Below are 21,125 nucleotides of genomic sequence, written 5' to 3' on the forward strand. Positions count from 1 at the left end.
TTGAGAATATATATTTGAGGATTACACGGGACCTATATCAGGTTTGCTCCGTACTTGATGATCAATATCACGACAAAGATAGCAAATGTCGCACTTAATACTTTCGGGCTGGCTTTCAAACTAAGCTTTACGCCCAAAGGCGACGCTAGTATGGTTCCGGCTACAAGAGGCAACACGATTGGAAAAATAATATACCCCATACGTAAACCCTCCACCGAGCTCTCGGCTACAGGTTTAAGCATATTCGCAATTGTCAGAAAGAACGACGTGATAAAAATTACGCCCAAAGATATAGACTTCGCCACTTTGATGTCTGTCGAACAGATCTTGCGCACAGCAGGATTAATCAAAACCCCGCCGCCCAAACCGGAAAGCGAAGAAACCCCTCCACTCAACAATCCAGCAACAAATAATCTTCCCGCCGTTCTCCGTTCGACCAATAATTTATTTTCGTATTGTTTGCGGTCGCTACGGATTGTCTGTATAAGGATATAGACCAAAATAACAACAACCACTATCGAGAACTTTTCCTGATTGTACCAAGAAGAGTAAACCACAAGGTACAGAAAGCCAAGAGAGCTAATAGTCGCTCCAAAGCCAACCCAAGCCACGTCTTTCCAATAGAACACCTTATTGCGGATCTGGGCAATATTGCCGGAAAAGGAAGCGAACATGGCTCCAAACAACGAATTGGCGATAACAAACTGCGCCATCTCGCTATCCGCTACGCCGTAGTGTTTTAACACTTCAGGCAATATTAAAATATAAGCGAGCCCCCCGCCCAATCCCAGGAAGCCCGCTATAAAACCGCCGGCAATGCCAGCGATAAAAATTAACAGTATCTCGATCATTGTGACTTATTACTGATTGCTAGTCAACAAAGATTCGTATTTTTCTTTATCAGACAAGATGTCAAGAGCTTTCTTTACATCCGGATCGTGTTTCAACCCTGATTCCACCATTCCTCTGCTCAAGAAGAAGCGACCGCTTATCTCTTGGCTCAAGATCGGCCGGATCTGCTTCTGGAATTGCGTCAAGTCAGCTTTCTTGTCATGTCGAATTTTCTCTCCAATTTTCACCAACTCGTCCTGTACACCTTCACTCATCGATTCTTTGGAGGTCAATTCGATCAAACGCTCCAACGCCAATTCCGAACGGGTTTCGTAATCGTAATCCTTGTCAGACAACCACGCTACGAAATCAGCATAATCTTTATCCGAAACGGCGAAAGACTTTGGATCTACGTTTTTGCCTTGGTTGTTATAGTAATACGTGGTAGCGTAGTCGAACACCAAACCTTTATTCAGCAAGCTGATAGCGATCGGCGGAAGATCAGTACGCTTCACTTCGATATCAGGGTTAAGTCCAGCTCCATCGTAAACCACACGACCGTTTTTGGTCTTGAACGCTGTCTTCAACGAATCGGCAAGCTTTACACCGTGGCCGTTTTTGTCTTTTTGGCTATAGTCAATCGCCTGAATACAACGTCCCGAAGGAATGTAGTACTTGGCCGTTGTCACTTTCAATCTTGAGTTATAAGATAAAGGTCTTGTAGTCTGTACCAAACCTTTACCGAAAGTACGGGAACCCACCAAAACCCCGCGATCATAGTCCTGCATTACTCCCGAAACAATCTCGGAAGCCGAAGCGCTGCGTCCGTTTGTCAAAACCACCAACGGAATCTTATCGTCCAACGCACCGTTCAGTGTCTTATATGTCTTGTTCCAGTCAGTAACTTTACCTTTGGTGTACACCACTTTTTTACCTTTCGAAACAAATACGTTCGAAACGTTTACCGCCTCATTAAGCAAACCGCCCGGGTTACCGCGCAAATCAAGGATCACTGAGTTTACGCCTTCGCCTTTCAAGTCTTTCAAAGCGTTACGCACTTCTTTGCCGGCTCCCGTAGTAAAGTCCGTAAGCTTGATGTACCCGACATTGTCGTTCACTTTACCGTAATAAGGAACGTTCTTAAGGGTAATTTTCTTTCTATGAATCTGGAATGTCTCAGGCGTTTCGCTGTCCATTCTCTGGATCTTGATTTTCAGGCTCGTATTCGCTTGGCCTTTCAGAAGTTTGCTGATATCGGAAGTATTCTTTTCACTTACGTCGATTCCGTCGATTTCCAATATCTGATCGCCCACCTTCAATCCCGATTTTTCGGCGGGAAAACCTTCATAAGGCATCATTACCACGTTTTTCCCGCGGTTGCGACCTATCAACGCCCCAATTCCGCCGTACTCGCCGGTAGTCATGGTGCGGTAATCCTCTATATCGTCTTCGGGGATGTAGTTGGTGTACGGGTCAAGGGACTCCAACATCGCGTCCACGCCTGTTTTCATCAGCGTGTTGGGGTTCACTTCGTCCACATAATAGGCGTTGACCTCTCTAAACAATGTTGCGAAAATGTCAAGGTTCCTGGCTATGTCAAAATAGCGTTGGCCTTTCTCGACCAACTCGGTTTTGCCTGTAAAAGCGGCCAGTGAAAGAAACAGTACGACGAGAAGGCCCCAAGAGGCCTTAGTGATTTTTCCCTTTTTCTTCATGGTGATTGGACTATGCTGGTTTTGAGACACTATTGCTTAAACGTTCTAAGACCCTTTTTAGTTTAAGTTCGACACGGTCATACGCCAAAAAATCCTTCCCCACATAAATAAGGGCCACAAGCAGGACCTTATCTCCCTCGGAAACCGGGGCGAGTGTGTTTTTATTGAGGCGATAAGCCTCCTTGATTCTCCTTTTTAACGTGTTACGGTCCACGGCCTTCTTAAAATTTCGGCGGGGTACCGTAAACAATACACTGTTATACGGCGTTGCGCGAGATTTGTCTACGGGCAAGTAAACAACCTTATAGGGATATAAAAAAAAAGAGGAACCTTTCGAAAAAAGTTCCTTTATGAGCTTTTTACTGTGAAGCCTTTCGGACTTCCTAAAAGTTTTTCTACCCGCCTCGGCTACATTTGTCATTAAGCCTGGTTTAGGTGCGAAAAACTCTTATTTGTGTGTCTTCTGGTCAGAAACAGTAAGGCGCTTTCTGCCTTTGGCTCTTCTTCTGGCCAATACAGCTCTTCCGCTTACACTCTCCATTCTTGAACGGAAACCGTGCTTATTTTTTCTCTTTCTCTGCGAAGGTTGGAATGTTCTTTTCATCGATCTAGATTATTTTTGGCTCGCAAATATACGAATTATCAATAACAAAACAATTTACGCCAAGCGATTTACTTTCAGCGTTATACCGGAATGCCCAGACATTACCGCATACGCCAACTTTTTTTCGCTGACAAACCGCAAATGTAGCAAGGCCTCGCGAATATTCATACAATTAATGCGCACAAACAAAGCCATAAGCGGCACGGAACTTCCATAAAACCCGGGGAATAGCCCTAGGGTTATGTCCGAAACCGTGATTATCTCTCGTCTATCACATATATTTGGACGACAAAATAAAAGCGAGGCAAAGCCATGCGGAACACCACTTACAGCGTAGACCAAGTAAACAGCCTGCCCCCAAACCCGGGCATTTATAAATATTACAACGCCGAAGGCCAGATCATTTACGTCGGCAAGGCCAAAAACCTTAAGAAAAGGGTCCAGAGTTATTTCCTGAACAAAGCCAACCACAACCTGAAAACCAGGAGAATGGTGGCGGAAATAAAGGCTATAGAAATTGCCATCGTAAACTCCGAAAACGATGCCCTGCTACTTGAGAACAACCTTATCAAGGCTCATCAGCCCCGCTACAACATCCTGCTCAAAGACGATAAGAGCTATCCTTATATACTGATCACCAACGAGCCGTTTCCCCGTATTTTCCCCGTCCGGAATCCCGACAAAAAATTCGGAACGCTCTATGGCCCGTACGCAAGTATCCGTATGGTAAACGCCATAATGGAACTGTTTCGCGAACTCTTCCACGTACGCACCTGCAAGCTGAACCTGACCGAAAGGTCCATCGCCCAAGGCAAGTTCGACGTTTGCCTCGAATACCATATCGGCAAGTGTTTGGCTCCCTGCGTAGGCAAAATCGACAGGGAAACTTACATGGAGGAGATCGATCAAGCCGCGCATATTTTGAAAGGGCGGATGGGCATCGTTAAAAACCACTTCAAGGAAAAGATGCAGAAAGCCGCCGAGACGCTGGAATTCGAAGAGGCCGAACGGTACAAACAAAAGATGCTTTCGTTGGAGAATTATCAGTCGAAAAGCGTAATCGTAAACCCTAGATTCACCGACATCGACACCTTCACCATCGTTTCCGACGAGGAATATGCCTATCTCAATTACCTGAACGTGGACCGTGGAGCGATCCGCTACACCAAAACGGTCTCTTTCAAGAAAAAACTCGACGAATCGGACTCGGAAATCCTGCAACTGGCCATCGTAGCCTTCCGTGACGAGTTCAAAAGCCAAGCCACCGAAATTCTGAGCAATATAGAAATGGAGACTTTCGGCGAACTGGAAATCACAGTCCCGAAAATCGGCGATAAACGCAAACTCGTCGAGCTTTCCGTCAAAAACGCCATGCATTTCAAGAAAGAAAGGCTGGAAAAGAAAAAAGAGCGGAAAGGCAAGCCAAACCACCTGATGGACACGGCAAAAAAAGAATTGCGTCTGGATACGGAACCGACACACATCGAGTGTTTTGACAACTCCAACATCCAAGGCACGAATCCCGTGGCTTCGATGGTTTGTTTTAAAAACGGCAAACCTTCCAAGAAGGATTACCGCAAGTTCAAGATCAAAACCGTAGTCGGGCCGGACGATTTCCGATCGATGTACGAGATCGTAACCCGGCGCTACAAACGCCTGCGCGACGAGGAACAGCCTTTCCCAAATCTCATAGTGATCGACGGCGGCAAAGGCCAGCTTTCATTTGCCGTACAGGCACTCAAAGATCTGGGGCTGTTTGGGCAGATTCCTATTATCGGCATCGCCAAAAGGCTCGAAGAGCTCTATTATCCGGAAGATCCCGTACCTTTATTGCTCAATAAGAAATCCGAAACCCTGAAAATGCTGCAACACGCCCGCGACGAGGCGCACCGTTTCGCCATCACCTTCCACAGGGACTTGCGAAGCAAAAACGCTTTCGGAACGGCTCTGGAACACATCAAAGGAATCGGTCCCTCTACGGCCGAAAAGCTTCTTAAGGAATTCAAATCCGTCAAGAATATCGAAAAAGCCGGATTGGAGGAAATTTCGAAAATTGTAGGGGAGAAAAAAGCGCGGACAATCCTTGACGGATTGGCCGGAGAAGAAATTTGACAAAGCCACAACCGCGGCACTTCCACATTCCAGAAGTCCAGCGCATAGCCAAAGGCGAATCAAACTACTGGATCCTTTCCTCTTACTTGGTTTGGGACAAAAAACAAAAACCTGAAAATATTCTGACCAAAACTGAAAAAGCCCGCAGAATCGCGGGCTTTTTCAACCTTATATCTTCTCGTGTATCCGAAATTCTTACACGTAACGATCAACATGAAGATGGTCAACTTCAAAAAGAAGCCTCGAAACCATCGTAGTCGCTCCCAAAGGCCCGGCCCAATACCCGAGTTTAGAACATTTGATTTTACAACCTTCGTGAAGTTCCTTGAGCGAAAACTGCATTACGGCCAAACGCACGGGATAAAGCAAAAGCTCCTGAGCGTTACTCATCATTCCGCCCAAAACGATCAGCTCGGGATTGAACAAGTTGATAAACGAAGACAAAGCTTTGCCAATATACGTTCCGGCTCGCTGAATCTCACGCAACGCGAAAGCGTCGCCACCGCGAGCGGCCTCTATTACCATTTCCAGAGTCACTTTCTGCGGATCGCCGTCAGCCATTTTCATCAGCACGCTGCTTTCGCCTTCGGCCAATAATTTCTTACAGCCTTCGGTCATCGCCTTGCCCGAGGCCACAGCCTCCAGACAGCCGTTCTTGCCACAATCGCAAAGCGCCCCTTCCTCATCTACATATATATGCCCGAACTCTCCCGAGAAACCGGTCGAACCACGATACAGCTTTCCGTCCAGAATAATACCCATACCGATACCCCAGCCGATGTTCATGTAGGCCGCGTTCCCGACGTCTTTGGCTTCGCCAAATTCCATTTCGCCGTAGGTCATGGCGTTTACGTCGTTATCCAGAAAAACCGGCACGCCGACAATGCTTTCCAACTCTCCGCGAAAATCGGAATCCGTAAGGTGCGTGTAGCTCGTTCCCGTAGAGCTGTCCACAAGACCGGGCAAAGCCACGCCAATACCGGTTAGGTCGCTTGTAGAAATCCCCGACTGGGCGCAAGCCTCGTGAATGTAATTCTTCATCTGCTCCAAAGTGACACTGCTGTCCTTCAGGTTCACAGGCTCGATTTGGTCACGGTAAAGCACATCCTGCGAAAAATTCAGGACCACAACGTTTGTAAAACCTTTGGAAAGATGGAGACCCAAAAAATAAGCGCCCTCCGGATTCAAAGCATAAGCCGTAGGCGGACGCCCCACTTTAAGGTCCGTCAGCTCGATCAGCTTTACCAGCTTGTCGGCTTCCAGCTCCTTGATCAGTTCCGACACCATGGTCACCGTCAGCTCCGTTTGCTTAGAGATGGCCGACAGCGACAGCGTGCCGTGGTTTTTGAGGGCTTTTAATATTATATTTTTACGTATACGCCTTTTTTGCGATACTTTTCCTTCGTTTTTTACTCTGATCATGATCAATCTTTTTCGTCCGGACCGGGCACAAAACAGGCCGTTGGTCCGCGTCGGCATGCGAAGGGCTGTGGCCAAACGAAAAAAGGCGCGGTCCATTACCGCACGCCAACAGCCTTACCCTTCAGCGGTTATCGTTCAAATTTAACCTAAATTTCATTAATAAAACTCCCGAAACGACGCTATTTACGCAAACACACCCAAGATTGTTGCCCTGTTTTTTATTTGGTCGGCTAATTACATTAATTTATTTAAGTAAAATTAAAAATGTATTGCTATTTCAGTTTTGACTAACTAATATTGATCATCAATTACAAAAAGCAAGAATTAATTATTCATAGAAGATTTACTTTTTGAATTACACATATCTATGAAACCAACTCTTTTGATCCTGGCGGCCGGCATGGGAAGCCGCTACGGAAGCCTGAAACAAATTGACCAGTTCGGTCCTTCGGGCGAGACGATCATCGATTACTCCATATACGACGCCATCGAGGCCGGATTCGGGAAACTGGTTTTCGTTATCCGAAAAAATATCGAACAGGAATTCCGGGATGTTTTCGTAGACAAATTCGCCGGGCGCATTGATATCGAATACGCTTTCCAAGAGCTCGATATCGTTCCGGAAGGCATTGACGTGCCCGACACCCGCAAAAAGCCTTGGGGAACAGGCCACGCCGTAATGGTAGCCGCCGAAAAAATCCAGGAGCCTTTCGCCGTCATCAACGCCGATGACTTTTACGGAGGGGCGTCTTTCCGCCTTATCGCCGATTATCTGAAAACCCTTGATCCGAACGATATTTCCAAGCAGTGCATGGTGGGCTACAAGCTTTCCAACACGCTGTCCGAAAACGGCTACGTTTCCAGAGGAATCTGCGACACGGACACCGAAGGCAACCTTACCGGCGTAACGGAACGCACGCATATTACTGTGGAAGAGGGCGTAATCGCCTACTCGGAAGGTGACGTGAAGGTGAAACTCAAGGGCGAGGAAGTGACATCGATGAACATGTTCGGCTTGACGCCGGCGGCTTTCCCTGAATTCGAGCGTATGTTCTCGGATTTCATCGAAAGCAACATCGAACAGCCGAAGGCGGAATTCTATCTTCCTTCAGTTGTCAACGAGTTGGTCAAAAACGGCTCTTCCCAAGTAAAAGTGCTCGACACCGACGACAAATGGTTTGGTGTGACATACCGCGAAGACAAACTCGTGGCCATCGAGCGCATCAAGGAGCTCGTTGCCAAAAATGTTTACCCATCTAACCTTTGGAAATCATGATCGAAACGAACGTAACCTACGATCTGGAAAAACTCGCCGGATTTTTTGAGCTGAAAGGCACTTTCGCAAGTGGCGAGCCATTCGGTTCCGGCCATATCAACGACACTTTCGCACTCCGCACCGCCGAGGAAGATTGCCCGGATTACGTGCTTCAGCGCGTAAACCACCAAATCTTTCCCGATGTGCCGGGCGTGATGGACAATATCAGCCGCGTAACCGAGCATATCCGCAAAAAACTTGAGGAAAACGGCGCCGACGAAATCGACAGACACGTGGTGACGGTAGTTCCGGCCAAAGACGGCAAGCTGTACCACAAAGACGAGGAAGGCAACTTCTGGCGTATTCTCGTGCTTGTTCCGGACAGTAAAAGCTACGATATCGTAACTACGGAACAACAGGCTTTCGAAGGCGGAAAAGCTTTCGGACAGTTCCAGACACAACTCGCCGACTTGCCGGGCGGGCCATTGGTTGAGATTCTTCCTAACTTCCACAACGTGGTTACCCGTTTCGCCACTTTCGAGGAAAACATCGCCAAAGACCCAGTGGGTCGAGTAAAAAGCGTTGAGGAGGAAATCACTTTCTTGCGTGACCGTTTCGAGGAGATGAAAACCATCCATACGCTCGGTCAGGAAGGAAAAATTCCGGTTCGCGTAACACACAACGACACGAAATTCAACAACGTACTGCTCGATTCGGAAGACAAGGCGCTCTGCGTAGTCGATCTTGACACCATCATGCCGGGCTACGTTCATTTCGACTTCGGCGATTCGATCCGCACCACCACCAACACCGGCGCTGAGGACGACCCGAACCTCGACAACATCTCGATGAACATCAAGCTTTTCGAAGCTTATACCAAAGGTTTCCTCGGAGAGACTCTCGATACGCTCAACGAAGTGGAGATCGAGCATCTCGCTCTTTCGGCCAAGCTCTTGACTTACATCATGGGCCTCCGCTTCCTTACGGACTACATCGACGGTGACAACTATTATAAAATCGCTCACAAAGAGCACAACATCCAGCGTGCCCGCGCCCAGTTCAAATTGCTCAAGAGCATGGAAGAGCAGTTTGAGGAAATGCAGGCCATCATCCGCAAAATCGCCGGGAAATGAGAGAGCTCTCGTTTGTGAAAATTCCCGCCGGCGTTGACACCGCGGACCTGAAAGCGGTTTCGGAGTTTTTGTCCCAAAAATGCGACACGCACAAAGTGGACAACACGCCGTGGCCGGAACAATTCCCGTACAAACCAGAGGTTTCCTTCTCCGGCGCCCATGACGGAAAGGCTGTTTACCTACGCTTCGACGTAAACGAACAGCAGATCTTGGCCACCAATACGGAAATCAACCAGGAAGTCTATCAAGACAGTTGCGTGGAATTCTTCATCGCCGTAGACGACGAAAGTTATTACAACTTCGAATTCAACGCCGTAGGCACTTGCCTGGGCGGTTTCCACGACGCCGAGCGCGATTACCGCCTCCACGAAGACCTGTTGTCCGGAATCACAACCCTCGCTTCTTTGGGCGAAGGCCCGATCGACAAGCCGGTAGGCGGAGAGTGGAACCTCACGGTCCGGATTCCAAGCGGTGTTTTGGAGCAACATTCCGGATTCGCCTTTGGCGGAAACGGCGCCAGGGCCAACTTCTACAAATGCGGAGACAATCACAAAACACCGCATTTCGTAAGCTGGAATATGATCGAATTCGAAAAACCGAATTTCCATTTGCCCGAATTTTTCGGCAAAGTGACATTCGAATAAAAAGAACCTCTTAATCGCTAATCACAGCGAAAGGACGGGGCGCAAGCTCCGTCTTTTCTTGTTTACGGCCCCCGAGCCAAACACTCTTCACTTTTTCCTTACTACTTAAAGATAATCGAGTTATTTTTGCGGGAAATTTTATCCGAACGGATCCGGCCTCAGGCGGTTATACTTCCTTTACGGCCTCCTGAAAATGTAGGAAACCGTCGGACATCACCGTTAAACAGATTATCAACCCGATTATGACAAGCGATCAGCTTAAGGAATTAAAGGCGCGCATCTCGGCCTTGAGGGGGTACCTTTGACTACGCCACGAAGAAAGAAGAAATAGAGGAGGAAGAACTCCTGACCACCCAACCGGACTTTTGGACTGAGCCGAAAGAGGCCGAAAAAGTGCTACAAAGCATCCGAAACAAAAAAGTTTGGACCGACGCTTTCGAGAAAGTCGAAGGATTTTCCGACGACGTCGAGACACTGTACGAATTCTACCAAGAAGGCGACGTGGAAATGGCGGAGGTTGAGGCCGAATACGCCAAAGCCATCGAGGCCCTGGAAGAGTTGGAATTCAAAAAAATGCTCAGCGGCGAGGAGGATCAGCTCAACGCCATTATGGAGATCAACCCGGGCGCCGGCGGAACGGAAAGCCAGGACTGGTGCTCTATCCTGATGCGGATGTACCTGATGTGGGGCGAGAAGAACGGCTTCAAAGTCCGCGAGCTCAACTATCAGGAAGGCGACGTGGCCGGCGTAAAGCAGGTTACGCTCGAATTCACCGGAAATTTCGCTTACGGCTACCTCAAGTCGGAAATCGGCGTACACCGCTTGGTGCGCATCTCGCCGTTTGACTCCGGCGGACGCCGTCACACTTCGTTCGGTTCAGTATACGTATACCCGGAAGTTGACGACACGATAAGCATCGAGGTCAACCCGGCCGACATCACTTGGGAAACTTTTCGCTCTGGCGGTAAAGGCGGGCAGAACGTAAACAAGGTGGAAACCGCCGTACGTTTGCGCCACTCCGCTTCGGGACTCGTGGTGGAATGCCAAGAGGAACGTTCGCAGTTGCAGAACAAGGAAAAAGCCATGCAGATGTTGAAATCGAGGCTTTACCAGATCGAGATCGAGAAGCGGAACGCCACCAAGGCCGAAGTGGAAAGCTCGAAAATGAAGATCGATTTCGGTTCGCAGATCCGTAACTACGTGTTGCACCCGTATAAACTCATCAAAGACGCCCGTACCGGACATGAGCGCACAGACGTACAAAACGTACTCGACGGCGACATTAACGACTACATCAAGGCATTCCTGATGGGATACAACACTAATGAAAAAGACTGACCGTTAACCTTTACGGACATTCAAGCTATCAGAAGCCTTGTCCCTCTCGGGCAAGGCTTTTTTACACCTAAACATCTACACAAAGGGAAAGAATGGAGAGTAAGGATAAAAAAGGAATCTACACGGGACAATTCTGGTTGCTGTGTACCAGTAGCCTCCTGTTTTTCGGTAGTTTCAATATGCTTTTACCCGAGTTGCCCAACTTCCTGACCAAACTCGGCGGAGCGGATTACAAAGGCTGGATTATCGCCATTTTCACCGTAACGGCTGGGTTGTCCAGGCCATTCAGCGGCAAACTCACCGACAAAGTCGGCAGAATTCCCGTGATGATGTTCGGCGTAGCCGTATGCGTCCTTTGCGGTTTTCTTTATCCGCTCGTGGGTAGCGTATTCGGCTTCTTGTTATTGCGCTTTGTCCACGGACTTTCCACAGGCTTTAAACCGACAGCCACAAGCGCATACGTAGCCGATATCATTCCGGCCGAAAGGCGTGGCGAAGCTTTGGGCCTTTTGGGTATGGCCGGCACAACGGGAATGGCCCTGTCTCCCCTTTTCGGCAGCGCCATCACCAACGCTTTCGGCTTGGAAGCGCTGTTTTACTCGTCATCCATTATAGCTGCCATATCCGTTCTGATTCTGTTCGGAATGAAAGAGACTTTGCCAAATCCCGAAAAATTCAAGGCATCGCATCTCAGAATCAGCCCCGGCGACGTAATCGAGCCCAAAACACTTCCCGCCGCGGTTGCTGTATTACTCACGATGTTCTCTTTTGGAATAATGTTGACGCTTATTCCCGATTTCTCGGAACATCTTGGTTTTGACAATAAAGGAATCTACCTGACCGTATTCACAATCGCGTCGGTGTGTTGCAGGTTTTTCGCCGGTAAAGCGTCCGACAAGTACGGACGTGTCAACGTAATGTTGATTACTTTGTGGATAACCGTGATAGGCCTACTGGTCACAGGCTTCGCCACTACGCAAACCACTTTCTTGGCCGGCGCGGTGATATTCGGAATCGGTTCGGGGTCCACTACTCCGGCTCTTTACGCTTGGACAATCGACATAAGCGACCCGAACAAGCGCGGAAAAGCCATAGCGACTATGTATATCGCTTTGGAACTTGGTATTGGCGGAGGCGCACTGGTATCGGCCGCATTGTATGACAACAATCCGGAGAGGCTGAATCTGGCGTTTTCGACGGGAGCTTTGCTTTGCGCACTCACATTTTTCTACCTTCTCGCTTTCCGCAAAAGATCAACGGACAAAGCACTGGCTTCCTAAAAAGAATAGGGCCCGAAGATTGATTCTTCGGGCCCTATTTACGCCCAATTCAGATTAGGTCATCCGGTAAATTAACGTCCGTCAGGTAATCATCGGAATCAGCCGAATCCATTACCCGCAGGCGATCAAAACAGCGACAGTCCTTATCGAAGAGCACTTCGACATAAAAGTCGTAAATACAGTAAAGGTTTACCAATCTGCCGGAAATCGAATACCGTTTTCCTACAAGTTCGCCTTCGTTTCCAAGCAGACTCTTTTGCAATGGCCAAGAGAGGGCATAGAAATGGGATGGAGACATGTTGTTCATAACAAACTCGGGATAGCTTGTGGATTCAGGGACACTCAAAAGTAGAAAAACGACTTTTCTTTTTTGGTTCGGAATAGACGAAAAAATACGTTTGTATAGAAAACCCTAAGTTTGGTTACATATTCGGCAAATTATAGCCGAAACCTAGGACTTGTCAGGGCGTTTCCTCAAAAGGCTACCAAAAAAATCATGTAAGGTGCCCGCTAAATACGAATAAGGGCTTTTTGAAAGCCTCAGGAAGAACGTTTTGCTTTCTTCCAGATCTTTTTTCCTTTTTTGAAAGCCCCGTGATTTCGCTTGGCATACTTCCTTATCGTTTTGAAGTATTTTTCGGCTTCCTTCTTATTTCCATCTCTCGCGGCCATCTCCTCAAGGCTCAAAAGCGCATACAAATGATACCCCGATTCATAGTATCCGTTTTCTTTTACAAACTCCAAAACCCTAAGATAATTCTCTTTGGCTTTATCGAATTGCAAACGAACTTCATGGTATTGCCCAAGAAAAAACGCCGCATATCGCCCCGCGTTTGGTCCGTAGCCAAAGCTTGCGGAATCGATTTTTTGCAGAATTTCCTCGCAAGCCGCCTTCATTTCGGTGTGCTGGCCTGTGGCGTAAAGCGCCCGGGCGTAGTACCTATGGAAAACGGGATTTTCGGGATACAGCTTATGCAAGTAACCGGTTATACGCAGAACTTCCGCTTTGTGTTTCCCCTCCAGATTAAGTATTCTCAATAAAAAAAACTGCGCTTCCGTACGAGTATAAAACGCATTGTTGGCCACTTCCCGCAATTGCTCTATTCCCTTTTCCTTATCGCCGTTGCGAAAGAAAAGCATGATTGGCCTCAACACAGCATAATTCTCCGGAATCCACTCCACAAAATAATTATAGAGGCCATCGCCAAAAAGCAGTTCGGGGCTCATTTCCGAGCGCTCATAGCATTCCTCCATATACTTTAGCGCCAGACGGGCTTGGGTAGCCGCTTTGCGCCATTGCTTGCGCTCGCCAAGAAGCCTTCCTTTGAAAGCATGTGAAGCGGCAAGAAAAAAAGAGGCCTCAACCTTTGTGCGATCAATCTTATAAATGCCTTTGCACAAAGCTATCGAGGTGTCCATATAGGCCAAAAAGCGCTTGTCATAAGCCTTATTTTCTATATTGGGCTCAATCTTCCACCATTCGGCAAGGCCACGGAGAAAATAAGGCATCGGGTGCCAGCCGTACTCTTCCTTGAGCTCGGCAAAGCATTGTTCCATTTTGTCAAAATCGTATCCGTAGATGCTGTTAAGCATCTCCGTAGACGCAATTTGGGCGTTCAGATCCGTCAAAAGCATAGTGCCTTCGATACGGCTATTCTCGACAACCTGAGCACCGGCGTTCAAGACGCACGTTGCGCAAAAGGTTATCATGATCAATATATTCCTGAACCACCTCATTTCTCCGTTTTTATGTCTCAGGCACCGCCGTTATGTCCGGGTGCCGTTTTCCAAGGCTTGCTCGTCCAAAATACGGTCCAACAAACGCTCGCAAGACCTTCTCAACATCTTATAAACGTTCTCAAAGCCGTCATCGCCTCCGTAATACGGATCCGGAACTTCCTCTCCCGTCCCGATTGTGTCGAAATCCCGCATCATTACGAGCCTATAATCGTCCGTGACACCGTTTTCCAATCTACGGATATTATCCATATTCGACTGGTCCATCGGGATGATGTAATCAAAGTCTTCAAAATCCTCCTCGACAAACTGTCTCCCACGATGGTCTAGCCTGATTCCGTATTTCCTCGCCACCGCAACGGACCTCGGATCTGGATTTTTGCCCAAATGATAAGCCGCCGTTCCCGCCGAATCAGATTCGACTACACCCTCAAGGCCTTTTTCTTTAACCAAATGGTCGAAAATTCCCTCGGCTAGCGGAGAGCGACAAATATTGCCGAGACACACGAATAACACTTTAGCCATGATATCAACACTATTTTTAGAAATCCAGAATTCAGGCTTTCGCCAAAATCATCGTCTGTTTTTGTCCAATTGCTTGATCAGCACCCGGAAATCTTTCGGATAAGGCGCTTCTACAAAGATCACCTTCCCGTCAACATCCTTAAACTCGATACTCTTAGCATGGAGGGCGAAACGTCCGATCAACGGCTGTTCCTCAACGTACCGGCCGATATTGTATTTCTTCTTGATCTCCGAAAGGAAAAGCTCTTTCCCGCCATAACGAGTGTCACCGGTAATCGGCGTACGCATCGCGGCCAAGTGAATACGGATTTGGTGCATACGCCCAGTTCTCGGACGGGCCTCCACCAACGTATGGCGCTTATAGCCTTCCAAAGTGTTAAACAGCGTTTCCGCCGGCTTTCCTTTTGAGTAATCGATCTTCACCACACCGTGTTTCAAAGGAAGGATGGGAAGTTCGCAAACCTTGTCGTGATACTCGTGCAAACCGTCGATCACCGCATGGTAAACTTTGTTCACTTGCCTTTTCTCAAATTGTATAGAAAGGTTACGGTAAGCTTCTGGATTTTTAGCGAATACCAATGCGCCACTGGTGTCTTTGTCAAGACGATGGCAAGCCTGAAGTTCTTCGTCATGAGCTTTGGCCAACGAAAGAACGCTGGTATCCTCATGGCGATCGTCAAGGGTTGAGAAACGGGGCGGTTTGTTCACCACCACGTAATTGTCGTTCTCAAATATTATAAGGTCTTCGAATCTAATTCTTTTCATAAATGTCGCGTCTTGCGGCCGGATTGTATTTCCGCTTTTTCGGAACAGCAGAAAGTCCAGTTTGCAAAATTGATAAAAATAGCGACGAAACGGAAATGCGAGACCGGTAATCGGCCCAAAACAGTTGACTTAGAGGCAAAGGGACTCCCGATTCGAACAAAAACAAAACCCCGGGCAGGTTATCGCCCAGGGTTTATCTGATTTGCCATATAAAAGAAGATGCAATGAAGGCGTAAAGTCAGTACGCCTTCAATATTTTTCGGAAAGGCTTACTTGGCCGCTTCGAAATTTTTCGAAACTTGTTCCCAGTTCACAACGTTCCAGAACGCCGAAATATAATCCGGACGACGGTTTTGGTAGTGAAGATAGTAAGCATGCTCCCAAACGTCGAGTCCGAGAATAGGCGTAGCCGGGCACTCAGACACGTCCATCAACGGGTTGTCCTGATTTGGCGAAGAGCAAACGCAAAGCGAACCGTCAGCCTTAACGCAGAGCCAAGCCCAACCCGAACCGAAACGGGTAGCTCCGGCTTTGGCGAATTCAGCCTTAAACTCATCGAAAGAACCGAAAGTGGCATCGATAGCCTCGGCCAAAGCGCCTGTAGGAACTCCGCCTCCGTTTGGAGAAAGTACAGTCCAGAACAAGCTGTGGTTGAAGTGACCACCACCGTTATTGCGAACGGCCGGACCGAACTTGCTGATGTTCTTCATCAGGTCTTCCAAAGAAAGGCCTTCCGCTTCCGTGCCTTCGATAGCCTTGTTCAGGTTCGCTACGTAAGCGGCGTGATGCTTGTCATGGTGGATTTCCATGGTTCTTGCGTCAAAGTGAGGCTCAAGGGCGTCAAACGCATAAGGGAGAGCTGGAAGTTCAAAAGACATTGTAGTATCGTTTAATGTTGTCAAAATATTTTAGGGCAATCTTAATGCTCAGCGTCGCAATTTTTTGAAGAAGCGGTCCATTAAGGCGGCGCACTCGTCGGCTAAGACTCCAGAAACGACTTGCGTCTTCGGGTGCAGCAAAGGAGGTTGCTGTTTCGCGTATCCCCGTTTCTCGTCCGTAGCCCCGTACACCACGCGCCCAAGTTGCGCCCATGAAAGCGCACCGGCACACATAACGCAAGGCTCCAAAGTCACGAACAATTCGCAGTCCGGCAGATACTTAGCCCCGAGGTGGTTTTCGGCCGCCGTTACGGCCAGAATTTCGGCGTGAGCCGTTACATCCAGTAATCGTTCCGATTGGTTGTGCGCCCGGGCTATTACCCTTTTTTTGCACACCACCACCGCACCCACGGGTATTTCCCCTTCTTCCTCGGCGAGCTCGGCCTCTTGCAAAGCCAAGCGCATAAAATGCTCGTCTGAGTGAGCGCTAAATTCCATGATAAGTATTAGAATTTCAAGTTGAGACAATCACTTATATCGATTTTAATATAGCAAATTTTGATGAAAATACTCTCGCATACAGGCTTCCGACAGCAAGGAACGGATAAACATAGCGAAACCTTGATTTTTTATTTTATCAATTAATTTTTCTACTTTAAAGAAGTCTATTTTCTTTTAAAAACCTGATTATCCAAATTTTTTAAACAACACCCAACGCTCTTACACATCTAAACCCTGATGATAAGTATATGAAATTTACGTCTAAAATCACGAGATTAGCGTTGCTTCCTCTAAGCGGCGCGGCCTTGTTTTGCTCCTGCGCCCCAGAGAGCGGCAAGAACGACAAACTTATGGCAAGCATGATGAAAGAAGCGCCTGACGCACGGAAAGATCCGAAGAAGCTGACCAAGCACGGACATACCCGGATAGATAATTACTATTGGATGAACGATCGGGAAAACCCGGAAGTCATCGATTACCTGAACGCGGAAAACGATTTTACGAAAAAAGTACTGGCCCATACCGACGATTTCCAGAAGAATCTGTTCGAGGAAATGAAAGGCCGGATCAAGCAAACGGACATGTCGGTGCCGTACACTTTGCGCGGACACGTATACTACACCCGCTACGAGGAAGGCAAAGAATATCCGTACATCTGCCGTAAGGTAGCGGGGCAAGACGAGGAGAAAATCTTACTCGACGTTCCCGAAATGGCCAAAGGTTTCGAGTTTTTCCAACTCGGAGGAAGCAGTGTCAGCCCCGACAACAAATTCCTCGCTTTTTCGGAAGACACTCTCGGACGCCGCAAGTATACGATCAAGGTGAAAAATATTGAGACCGGCGAGGTTTTCAAGGACGAGATCCCAAACACCACGGGCGGAATCACTTGGGCGAATGACAACAAGACTTTATACTATACGATAAAAGACGACGCCCTCCGTCCGCACAAGATCATCAAGCACACGCTTGGCGACGATCCGAAAAACGACAAGGTCGTGTTCCACGAAGAGGATGAGACGTTCAACGCGTTCGTTTACAAAACCAAATCGGACAAATATTTGGTTATCGGGTCTTCCAGCACGCTTACCAGCGAATACAGAATTCTGGAAGCCGACAACCCCGACGGCGAGTTCCGTATTTTCCAACCGCGTACGCGCAAGTTAGAATACGGCATCGACCATTACGGCGACAAATTCTACGTTCACACTAACTTGGACGCAAAGAACTTCCGCCTGATGGAAACGCCACTTGACAAAACGGGCAAAGAGAACTGGTCGGAAGTAATCCCGCACCGCGACGATGTTTTGTTGGAAGATATCGACATCTTCAAAAAATACTTGGTGTTGAGCGAGCGCAAAGACGGGCTTACCCGCCTCAGGGTAATCAAGTGGGAAGACAAGAGCGATTATTATCTGCCGTTCAACGATCCCGCCTACATGGCTTACACTTCCGTAAACGTGGAGTTCGACACGGACATTCTGCGTTACGGCTACAACTCCATGACTACGCCAAACTCGGTTTACGACTTCAATATGACGAGCAAAGAACAAACATTGCTCAAACAACAGGAAGTACTGGGCGGCAAATTCGATCCGACAAACTACGCCAGCGAAAGACTGTATATTGAAACCCGTGACGGCGAGAAAGTGCCCGTGTCATTGGTGTACAAAAAAGGTTTTGAGAAAAACGGAAAAGCGCCGCTCCTGCTTTACGCTTACGGCTCATACGGTTACTCGATGGATCCGTATTTCAGCTCCGCCCGCCTTAGCTTGCTTGACAGGGGTTTTGTTTACGCAATTGCCCACATCCGCGGAGGCGAGGAACTCGGACGTCGCTGGTACGAAGACGGTAAGTTGCTGAAGAAGAAAAACACCTTCACCGACTTTGTTGATTGCGGTGATTATTTGATCAAAAACAAATACACCAGCGAAGATAAACTTTGCGCCATGGGCGGTAGCGCCGGAGGTTTGCTTATGGGTGCCGTGATAAATATGCGTCCGGACATGTTCCGCGCCGTAGTGGCCGCCGTTCCTTTCGTAGACGTAGTCACCACGATGCTCGACGAAAGCATTCCGCTCACCACTGGCGAATATGACGAGTGGGGCAATCCGAACGACAAAGAGTATTACGATTACATGCTCAGTTACTCACCTTACGACAACGTCACGAAGCAGGCCTATCCAGGACTGTTGATCACCTCAGGCCTCCACGATTCGCAAGTGCAATACTGGGAACCGACCAAATGGGTGGCGAAGCTTCGAGATATGAACACTGGCGACCAACCGATTTTGCTACATACGAATATGGATGCCGGGCACGGAGGAGCTTCAGGAAGATTTGAGGCGCTTAAAGAAACCGCCTTGGAATATGCGTTCTTTCTTGACCGAGTAGGTTGGACAGAACCGACAGCCCAATAAATTTTCACAGTTTTTATTTTAACTAAAAAGGCGCTACCGTTTCAATCAGTAGCGCCTTTATCATTATTTGAAATTTAATCTAAATGATTGCAACCTAATCAATAGGTTATTACGTCCCTAACGAAGAGAAAAACAAATAGTATTACATATTTTTGTTTTGGCAAATTCGTTTTAGAGGGATATGAAGGAATTGACAGGGAATAATATACGGAGAATGGCCTTGTTTATCGGTCTATTTTTTTTTAGTAAGATTGCGAAAGCGCAAGAAAACACTCCGGCGGATACCGTTACCCAAGCGAACAAGCTCTCGAAATTCATCAGCAACGCTATGGATATTTTTACGGGAGAAAAAGGGAGGCTTACCTACGGACTTTTTCCGGTAATGGATTATGAAGAATACAAAGGTTTTGAAATCGGGATAATGCCTGTCTTTCAAATCCGTCCTGCGGACACCACAGGCATGGGTGAATTTTTTCGCCCGACAACCATTCTACCCGAGATTTCCTACTCAACGAAAGGACATATCAGTGTCGAACTTGACTTTATATCGTTCACGAAAAACAAATGGAATATACAGAGTAGACTTAGTTACTATCGTTTAGAAGATGTTTTCTATGGTCCCGAGCTACCTTCAGGTGAAGACAACATCTCCCCAATGACTACTGACAGAGTCTATTTCATAGGAGAAGTGTCGAAGAATATCGGCCAGAAATATTTCGTCGGATTCAAATATGACCTCACTTACGCCCACAACTATGATGTTTTGGGCGAAGCCCTAACCCCCGACACCCCGGGGTATGGAGAAAATATGTTAGTAGGCGTCGGGCCGTTAATCAAGATCGACAATCGGAACAATACTGTCTACCCATCCAAAGGTGGGCTACATTCGATATCATACACTTATTTCTCCGACGTTTATGGCAGTGATTTTACATACGGCCTATTCAACGCTGACTTTAGGCAATACTTCTCTATCAACAAGGACAAAAGTGTCCTGGCGATTCAAACAGCTACGAATATCAGCACAGGTGGAGACATTCCATTCTTCAAACTACCCGGTATTGCCGGGTCCAGAATGCTAAGGGGCTTCGCCGAACCTACAAAGTACGTAGGTCGCAACACGTTTTTATCCCAAGCGGAATTTCGCCAGCATATCTGGTGGCGTTTTGGCTCTACGGCTTTCGCCGGTTTTGGCAACACATCTGAAGATTTGGACAAAACCCTATTCCGGGGCATGGAATATGTTTACGGGTTCGGAGGCAGATTTCAGATCTTACCCAATGACAAGGTTAACTTCAGAGTGGACATGGGCTATGGTCCGAGCGGAAAAAGCACGATGTTCTTTTCCGTCACCGAAGCGTTTTGATCTGAAAAATATAATGGGGCTAATCAAAAATGGGTCTCGCATATTGGGCGGGGCTCCGGAATAGGGCGTTTCCGGGTTGTTTATGCGACATCCTGGGCCTTAGAGAACAGAGAGGGGCAAAACTTGTAAAGGCCAAGAAGGAAAGCTCCGAGCAACAAGAATCCGGTTCCGGAATCTATCGGCACATCTGGCGGAGGATCGTCCCCATCTCCCGGGAGCTCGGAATCGGGCGATGAGCCTGAGGGGCAATAACAATGGTAACCTCCGTGACAGTGGCTATGATGGTGGTGATGGCCGTGACCGTGGCCACCATGTCCCCCGTGGCCATGACTGGCGCCAGAAGAACTTTTTCCCGCACTCGATGGTTGCGGTTGGGCCAAGCCTCCAGAAAAGCTAGCTAGCCACAGCGTTGTCACAAATACAATATATGTAAACCAGTTTTTCATAACACATTTTTTTACCACTCTACAAATATACTCTGGCCTTAATTTCTCCGGAGAGCCATTTTGCCCGGAATATTACCGACACTAGGCTTTGTAACACACATGAAAAGAGCTCACGGTTCTTTCTTCTTTTTTTTCACGTTGAATCTTTTCGCTTAG

General features: G+C 47.8%; 20 protein-coding genes. 9 read left to right on the top strand and 11 right to left on the bottom strand.

Annotated elements, in window-relative coordinates; genetic code table 11:
* Window positions 1–32 precede the first annotated feature (32 nt).
* The 4 genes from AABK39_RS15490 to rpmH are packed head-to-tail and all read right to left on the bottom strand — an operon-like array spanning window position 33 to window position 3,150.
* Entirely contained in the window at window positions 33–851 is an 819-nt protein-coding gene (locus tag AABK39_RS15490; protein ID WP_338392251.1) for a sulfite exporter TauE/SafE family protein, read from the bottom strand.
* A 9-nt stretch (window positions 852–860) separates the two neighbouring features.
* Window positions 861–2,546 carry a S41 family peptidase gene (locus AABK39_RS15495; protein ID WP_338392252.1) on the bottom strand — a complete coding sequence of 562 codons (1,686 nt, stop codon included), beginning with the start codon at window positions 2,544–2,546 and terminating at the stop codon, window positions 861–863.
* A 10-nt stretch (window positions 2,547–2,556) separates the two neighbouring features.
* Entirely contained in the window at window positions 2,557–2,967 is a 411-nt protein-coding gene (locus tag AABK39_RS15500) for a ribonuclease P protein component (protein WP_338392253.1), read from the bottom strand.
* Between the two features lie 27 nt (window positions 2,968–2,994).
* Window positions 2,995–3,150 (bottom strand): 50S ribosomal protein L34, encoded by a 156-nt coding sequence (rpmH, locus tag AABK39_RS15505; protein ID WP_338392254.1) that lies wholly within the window; start codon window positions 3,148–3,150, stop codon window positions 2,995–2,997.
* 312 nt (window positions 3,151–3,462) lie between these two features.
* On the opposite strand from rpmH, the gene uvrC reads away from it, so the two are divergent.
* Entirely contained in the window at window positions 3,463–5,262 is a 1,800-nt protein-coding gene (gene uvrC / locus AABK39_RS15510) for an excinuclease ABC subunit UvrC (protein WP_338392255.1), read from the top strand.
* Between the two features lie 195 nt (window positions 5,263–5,457).
* Here uvrC and AABK39_RS15515 read toward each other — a convergent pair whose 3' ends face one another.
* Complete coding sequence (locus AABK39_RS15515; RefSeq protein ID WP_338392256.1) at window positions 5,458–6,684, bottom strand: ROK family transcriptional regulator; 1,227 nt, start codon at window positions 6,682–6,684, stop codon at window positions 5,458–5,460.
* A gap of 367 nt (window positions 6,685–7,051) precedes the next feature.
* On the opposite strand from AABK39_RS15515, the gene AABK39_RS15520 reads away from it, so the two are divergent.
* From AABK39_RS15520 to AABK39_RS15540, 5 genes are all read left to right on the top strand, one after another.
* Window positions 7,052–7,960: a nucleotidyltransferase family protein gene (locus AABK39_RS15520; RefSeq protein ID WP_338392257.1), complete on the top strand. Its 909-nt coding sequence runs from the start codon at window positions 7,052–7,054 to the stop codon at window positions 7,958–7,960.
* On the top strand, window positions 7,957–9,072 hold the full coding sequence (locus tag AABK39_RS15525; protein WP_338392258.1) for a phosphotransferase enzyme family protein: 1,116 nt from the start codon (window positions 7,957–7,959) through the stop codon (window positions 9,070–9,072). The genes AABK39_RS15520 and AABK39_RS15525 overlap by 4 nt, the downstream gene beginning before the upstream one ends.
* Window positions 9,069–9,716, top strand: a complete 648-nt coding sequence (locus AABK39_RS15530) for a carbohydrate-binding family 9-like protein (protein WP_338392259.1) — start codon at window positions 9,069–9,071, stop codon at window positions 9,714–9,716. The genes AABK39_RS15525 and AABK39_RS15530 overlap by 4 nt, the downstream gene beginning before the upstream one ends.
* 242 nt (window positions 9,717–9,958) lie before the next feature.
* Window positions 9,959–11,054 (top strand): peptide chain release factor 2 gene (gene prfB / locus AABK39_RS15535; protein ID WP_338392260.1). Its coding sequence is split into 2 segments (ribosomal slippage): window positions 9,959–10,018 and window positions 10,020–11,054, totalling 1,095 coding nucleotides; the frame shifts between segments, so codons are not numbered across the junction.
* Window positions 11,055–11,146: 92 nt separating this feature from the next.
* Window positions 11,147–12,334 carry an MFS transporter gene (locus AABK39_RS15540; protein WP_338392261.1) on the top strand — a complete coding sequence of 396 codons (1,188 nt, stop codon included), beginning with the start codon at window positions 11,147–11,149 and terminating at the stop codon, window positions 12,332–12,334.
* A gap of 49 nt (window positions 12,335–12,383) precedes the next feature.
* Here the strand turns inward: AABK39_RS15540 and AABK39_RS15545 are convergent, their stop codons facing one another.
* The 6 genes from AABK39_RS15545 to AABK39_RS15570 all read right to left on the bottom strand — a co-directional run bounded on the left by AABK39_RS15545 (window position 12,384) and on the right by AABK39_RS15570 (window position 16,737).
* Window positions 12,384–12,632 (bottom strand): hypothetical protein, encoded by a 249-nt coding sequence (locus tag AABK39_RS15545; RefSeq protein WP_338392262.1) that lies wholly within the window; start codon window positions 12,630–12,632, stop codon window positions 12,384–12,386.
* Between the two features lie 242 nt (window positions 12,633–12,874).
* Window positions 12,875–14,071, bottom strand: a complete 1,197-nt coding sequence (locus AABK39_RS15550; RefSeq protein WP_338392263.1) for a tetratricopeptide repeat protein — start codon at window positions 14,069–14,071, stop codon at window positions 12,875–12,877.
* Window positions 14,072–14,101: 30 nt separating this feature from the next.
* Window positions 14,102–14,596, bottom strand: coding sequence for a low molecular weight protein-tyrosine-phosphatase (locus AABK39_RS15555; RefSeq protein ID WP_338392264.1), 495 nt, complete (start codon window positions 14,594–14,596; stop codon window positions 14,102–14,104).
* A 48-nt stretch (window positions 14,597–14,644) separates the two neighbouring features.
* The gene (locus tag AABK39_RS15560; protein ID WP_338392265.1) at window positions 14,645–15,361 is read right to left on the bottom strand and encodes an RluA family pseudouridine synthase; all 717 of its coding nucleotides are present in this window, start codon (window positions 15,359–15,361) and stop codon (window positions 14,645–14,647) included.
* 269 nt (window positions 15,362–15,630) lie between these two features.
* On the bottom strand, window positions 15,631–16,239 hold the full coding sequence (locus tag AABK39_RS15565; RefSeq protein WP_338392266.1) for a superoxide dismutase: 609 nt from the start codon (window positions 16,237–16,239) through the stop codon (window positions 15,631–15,633).
* A gap of 48 nt (window positions 16,240–16,287) precedes the next feature.
* Window positions 16,288–16,737, bottom strand: a complete 450-nt coding sequence (locus tag AABK39_RS15570; protein WP_338392267.1) for a nucleoside deaminase — start codon at window positions 16,735–16,737, stop codon at window positions 16,288–16,290.
* A gap of 362 nt (window positions 16,738–17,099) precedes the next feature.
* On the opposite strand from AABK39_RS15570, the gene AABK39_RS15575 reads away from it, so the two are divergent.
* The 3 genes from AABK39_RS15575 to AABK39_RS15585 all read left to right on the top strand — a co-directional run bounded on the left by AABK39_RS15575 (window position 17,100) and on the right by AABK39_RS15585 (window position 20,924).
* Complete coding sequence (locus AABK39_RS15575) at window positions 17,100–19,157, top strand: S9 family peptidase (RefSeq protein WP_338394697.1); 2,058 nt, start codon at window positions 17,100–17,102, stop codon at window positions 19,155–19,157.
* A 181-nt stretch (window positions 19,158–19,338) separates the two neighbouring features.
* Window positions 19,339–20,523 (top strand): BamA/TamA family outer membrane protein, encoded by a 1,185-nt coding sequence (locus tag AABK39_RS15580; protein ID WP_338392268.1) that lies wholly within the window; start codon window positions 19,339–19,341, stop codon window positions 20,521–20,523.
* Window positions 20,524–20,777: 254 nt separating this feature from the next.
* Window positions 20,778–20,924: a hypothetical protein gene (locus AABK39_RS15585; protein WP_338392269.1), complete on the top strand. Its 147-nt coding sequence runs from the start codon at window positions 20,778–20,780 to the stop codon at window positions 20,922–20,924.
* Window positions 20,925–21,125 lie beyond the last annotated feature (201 nt).

It is taken from the genome of Fulvitalea axinellae (assembly GCF_036492835.1).
GTDB classification, from domain to species: Bacteria; Bacteroidota; Bacteroidia; order Cytophagales; family Cyclobacteriaceae; genus Fulvitalea; species Fulvitalea axinellae.